Below are 4,808 nucleotides of genomic sequence, written 5' to 3' on the forward strand. Positions count from 1 at the left end.
CTTTTTCAACAGTATCGGCCACGAGGAGACAGTCGTCCGGCGCTACCGAATGGCCGGTCATGGAGCCATCGCAACCATTTAGAGCGTCGGAAAAACGGATGGATGACTGCCAGGCTTTCTGTGCGGCAGGGGCATCTGGGCACAGGGTTACGAATTGAACAAGTCATCGACAATACGTCGTCCCGCACTATAGCCGCCCATCAGCGCATCGGCCTCACCGAGAAATGGCTTGCCTTGGGATTCGCCAAATCGCAGTGGGGAGAAGACAGCGACGGATGCACCGGCCTTGCTGATCCTCACGACCGCCACAAATCCGACGCTGGTTGTCCCCTTGGGTCCGGCCTTCCAACTGAAGTCAGCCTCAACGGCCACTTCAATATCGAATCCGTGATAGTGATAAGTGCGGCTCATGGGGTCACCTGGTCCATCTGCTGCGACATCCGACGGACATCGTCCGGTGTCAGAGCCGCGATATGTAGACAGAAAAGCTCCACGATGCCACGCGTAGGCACACTGGCGGAAAGCGTCGCGATTTTGACCGGGGCGAACCACCTGCACCTCGCAATTTCGTTGCTGGGCTGCGCGGTCAGGTGAGGCCCCATCTCAGCGAAGAAGACATGGTGCTGCGTGTTGAAGCCGTTAAACTGGAAAAGATACATCAGCTCATCTGCGACGAGCGTGGTCTCTTCTTCCAGCTCCCGCAACGCGGCTTCATGGGACGCTTCGTCCCGACGGATTCTTCCGCCCGGTAGCGCCCATCTCGACCTTTCCCTGGCAACCAGCAGAATACGGTTGTCTCGGACACACAAAACGGTTGCCCTCTCTTTCATTGGTGTCTGTCCGTTTGATCGCAAGACTCTAAATGACCTCGATGATAATTTAGGTTGTTGAAGGCGTCATTTTGGACGCGTACGCTACCTTCAGACCGTGCGAATGCGGAACTCGCAGGATGCGGCAAAGGAAACGTCGGTGCGGAACGGGGAGTATAGCGATGAAAATGTCTCACAGATTAGGAAGATCTGATACGGCCGGACCGGTGTGGGGGCTTATCTTTGGCCTGCTCATGACCGCAATCGGAATGGGCCTGTGGTTTTATGCGACGTTGTCGGTTCCCCCCGGATGGCAAGATGAATCGTTGGCCGTAGCGGCCACGCTCATTGGCCTGTCTTTAGCCGTCTACGCAGGGCGCGAACTCTGTCGCAAACGTCGGTAGATCGCCGGTCAGGACTATGGATGTTTCGATTAAGTCGCTCTACGCGGTATGCTGGAGCGCGCAGACTTTGCCGCTGGCAAAAAACGTAAAGTACGGTCCATCACAGATTTTCGGCAAGTTGTATCACGAGCGAAGCTATCTCCTCATTGAGAAGAGGGATGGTTGACGTTCCAGCCATACATGGCGATACAGAAAAATGCCTTCTTCCCGTTGTAGCGAGCCAGCGCAGGGCACGCTGGCTTATAGCTGCGATCGGGCGACGGCACGCTGTTTAGCCACTGGGGCAAAAACCGCTCGTCTGGAGAACTCGTGAACAGCCACACCACCTTCCCCGACCTGATGTCGGTTTGCACCTGCTGAAGATCTATCTTCGGGATTCCGAGTCGCTCAGGCAACTCTTTCACCTCAATTCCCGATGCCGAAGGATCCATCCACTTTCGAACGTTAGTGAGTCCCGGGGCGTAATATGTCAACGGCAGCGGCGGCGTCCATGGCCCAATCACGATTTCGTCGGCTTGGGCCAGGTTCGGGCGCGCCTGAGCAAACATTTCGCGAAACGGAGGCTTTGCTCCGTCCGCCAGCGCGAGTTGATAATAAAGGCCGACCGCGAATGTCAATAGCACGGTCGCGCGTGCAGCCACACGCGCGCGCGAAGGGGTAACGGTTGCGTACGCCAGTGTCACGCAAAGTGGTAACGTCATCCAGCACAGGATGCGTGGCAAAAGAATCGGTTGTTTCAGACTCGCAACCAATACCAGCATCATAAAAACCGCAGGAATCCCGATAAGTATCGCCAGCGGTCGTCGTGGCATCTTTCCCAATACGATCGCGGCGCCTGCGGCGAGTAGCACTAGCGCCGTCAACTCGGCACCGGGGACCTCCGGCGGCGTAATCATTCCTGCAACGAGTGCCGTCATCGAGATGGTCAGGTCGTGCAGACTAAGGGGGGCGATCCACGATAATCCGGTGCCGTGCGTTCCAATCGTAAGCATCGAATAAATTAGTGGAACGGCAAGGATCCCGACGACGACATTCGTCACAATCCAGTCCCGCAACGCCGTCGTGCGTTCCGCGGACGCGGTGAACAGCAGATAGCCAACAACTACGAAATTGCAGGCGGCAACCATGAACGCCAGTGTTGCGTGGCTGTATAAACCGATAACCGCGCCTACGCCGTACAAGCCCAGATCAGCCCCGCGCGGACAACGAAGGTATCGTGAGATACCGAGAAGCATCAGGGATGTAGGGATCAGCGTCAGCATGTAGACGCGGGCTTCCTGTGAAAAGAATACGGCCATCGGCGACACCGCAAAGAGAGCGATTGCGACTAGCGCCACGGTCCGCGTGGACAGCTCCTGTGCAACGGCATAGACGAGCGGCAGCGCGATGATCGATGCGACGACCGACAGCGACCTCATGGCGGCAGCGCTGTGACCGAACATGCTCATCCAGGTCTCCAGTACGAAATAGTACAAAGGCGGCGTCGGCTCGACGCTGAGCCCTTGCGTGACCATGTACAGCGGTCCGAAAAGATCGTAGTAGTACCTCGAGAAAAGCTCGTCTACCCACAAGGACAGATAATTGAGATGGAACACACGCAACAGGATGGCGACGGTGACGATAGATCCCACAGCCAACCTGAACGATAGTCGAGTGGCTGCGCCATCGCGCAACCCGGCTGCCGTCGACCCTGTAACGGGAGAGGGAAACGTTGACGTTGAGTCTGAAGGTTCCAAAGACCGTCTCCAATTAGTCCACTTTTCGCCGCACATGTTGTGCCGGAGATTTGCATTTCATTACAAACTGAGTGATACGACCCTCGTGCCTGCATCTATCAGATTGGATGTCGAAGCGCATGCGCCGTCACCATGACAGGTACGGATAGACGTTTGGGAACTGCACACCTGTGGGACGGGGAGCGGCTTGAATCGTCCCGGCAATGCGAAGAGTTCTCACGAACTACGTTGTGATTTGCCTGAATACGTCGACATCAGTATGCGACCGTAAATGTGACCTGTATGGTCGGTGCCGCACAGTCACCGGGTCGGGCGGCGATATAGGCTGTTTGTTTGCTGGCGAGTGTCGGCACAAACGTTGTCTGCCGTCTTGAAAGGTGAAATATGCTGCTTTCACTGGTCGTGCCGTTTTACAACGAAGAAGAGACCACCGATTACTTCTTTGCTCGCGTTATGCCGGTTCTCTCGACTCTCAGCGGTTTCGACTACGAGATTGTCTGTGTAGATGACGGTAGCCAGGATGGAACACTCGCAAAGCTACATGCGTTCAGGCATAGGATCGGCCATATCAAGATTGTCGAGTTGTCCCGCAACTTCGGCAAGGAAGCCGCCCTTACGGCCGGGTTGGATGAAGCGAACGGTGATCTGATTGTGCCGTTCGATGCGGACCTTCAGGATCCTCCCGAAGTAATCCCTCTTCTCATCGAAAAATGGCGACTGGGACACGATGTCGTGCTGGCGAAACGCATCGACCGACCGACTGACAGTTTCGCCAAGCGAAAATGTGCTGCGCTCTTTTACAAGGCGCATAATGCGCTGACCAATTTGCATCTGCCCGACAATGTGGGCGACTTCCGTCTGTTCACGCGAGAAGTACTTGAATCATTGCGTAGCTTGCCTGAAAGGCAACGCTTTATGAAAGGACTGTTCGCCTGGGTCGGCTACAAGTCCGCCGTGGTCGAATACGTGCGCGAGCCGCGTGTTGCAGGCAAGACAAAGTTCTCGGGCTGGAAGCTTTGGAATTTTGCCGTCGAAGGCCTGACGAGTTTTAGTACGTTACCCCTGCGCGTATGGACGTACGTCGGCGTGACGATTGCGCTCACAGCGCTCTGCTACGGTGCATTTCTGGTAGTGCGGACGCTTGTCCAGGGTAATCCGGTACCGGGTTATGCGTCCCTTGCCAGCATGATGCTTTTTCTTGGCGGAGTGCAGTTGATCGGGATCGGCGTCATAGGCGAATACGTCGGCCGAATCTACTTTGAGTCCAAGCAGCGGCCTATCTATCTGGTCCGCAGACGCCACCAAGCGAGCCGCGCGCCCGACAGCCACGCTTACGCCCCCAGGCGAGACGTCCATGCGCAACATACAGCCTCGCTTCCGGATCCGTCGGACGCTTCTGGTGCACGTGTCCTCTAAACATCCACTCGCCAGTTTGGTCAGCCCACTGGGTCATGCGCGACTGCCTCAGCGTGCGGCGTCGTGAACGAAGTCTGATTTCCGCGCGTTCGACAGGATTTGACAGACAGCTGGGTACGGTCCCGACTTCAACGCGGTTTTTCATTCAGGGCGAACGGATTCTATCGTCACTGAGGCGGCTATTCGGACGGCGTCTGCAATTGCTGGACCGGCGACAGTCGGAGGACTCTGCTAGGCCTCGAAGAGACCATGGAAAAGTCGTCTTTTGGCTCGTCAAAGTTCAGGCTACTGCGGACTGCAGCCGCAAGACCGCTTCGATCAGGCCTTCGCGGAGCTGCTTGGGCCAATTCAACTTGCGGCGGAGTTAAATGTCCGAAACCTGTGGGCGGATTCAACCGGTGGATGCAATAGTTTTCTGGAATCGTTCGGCGGGCGTTTCGTAG

The 4,808-nt window shown here is 56.3% G+C and carries 4 protein-coding genes; 1 reads left to right on the forward strand and 3 read right to left on the reverse strand.

Going from position 1 to position 4,808, the window contains the following annotated elements:
- Positions 1 to 147: 147 nt before the first annotated feature.
- The 3 genes from P0D80_RS48635 to P0D80_RS48645 form a co-directional block, all read right to left on the reverse strand.
- On the reverse strand, positions 148 to 411 hold the full coding sequence (locus P0D80_RS48635; RefSeq protein ID WP_408295498.1) for a hypothetical protein: 264 nt from the start codon (positions 409 to 411) through the stop codon (positions 148 to 150).
- On the reverse strand, positions 408 to 830 hold the full coding sequence (locus tag P0D80_RS48640) for an NUDIX hydrolase (protein WP_408295501.1): 423 nt from the start codon (positions 828 to 830) through the stop codon (positions 408 to 410). Before P0D80_RS48640 ends, P0D80_RS48635 begins: the two co-directional genes overlap by 4 nt.
- Positions 831 to 1,356: 526 nt before the next feature.
- Positions 1,357 to 2,844 carry a glycosyltransferase family 39 protein gene (locus tag P0D80_RS48645; protein ID WP_408295504.1) on the reverse strand — a complete coding sequence of 496 codons (1,488 nt, stop codon included), beginning with the start codon at positions 2,842 to 2,844 and terminating at the stop codon, positions 1,357 to 1,359.
- 489 nt (positions 2,845 to 3,333) lie between these two features.
- Between P0D80_RS48645 and P0D80_RS48650 the strand changes: the two genes are divergently transcribed.
- Positions 3,334 to 4,365: a glycosyltransferase family 2 protein gene (locus P0D80_RS48650; RefSeq protein WP_408183438.1), complete on the forward strand. Its 1,032-nt coding sequence runs from the start codon at positions 3,334 to 3,336 to the stop codon at positions 4,363 to 4,365.
- Positions 4,366 to 4,808: the final 443 nt, after the last annotated feature.

This window comes from Paraburkholderia sp. RL17-373-BIF-A (assembly GCF_046030175.1).
Classification (GTDB): domain Bacteria; phylum Pseudomonadota; class Gammaproteobacteria; order Burkholderiales; family Burkholderiaceae; genus Paraburkholderia.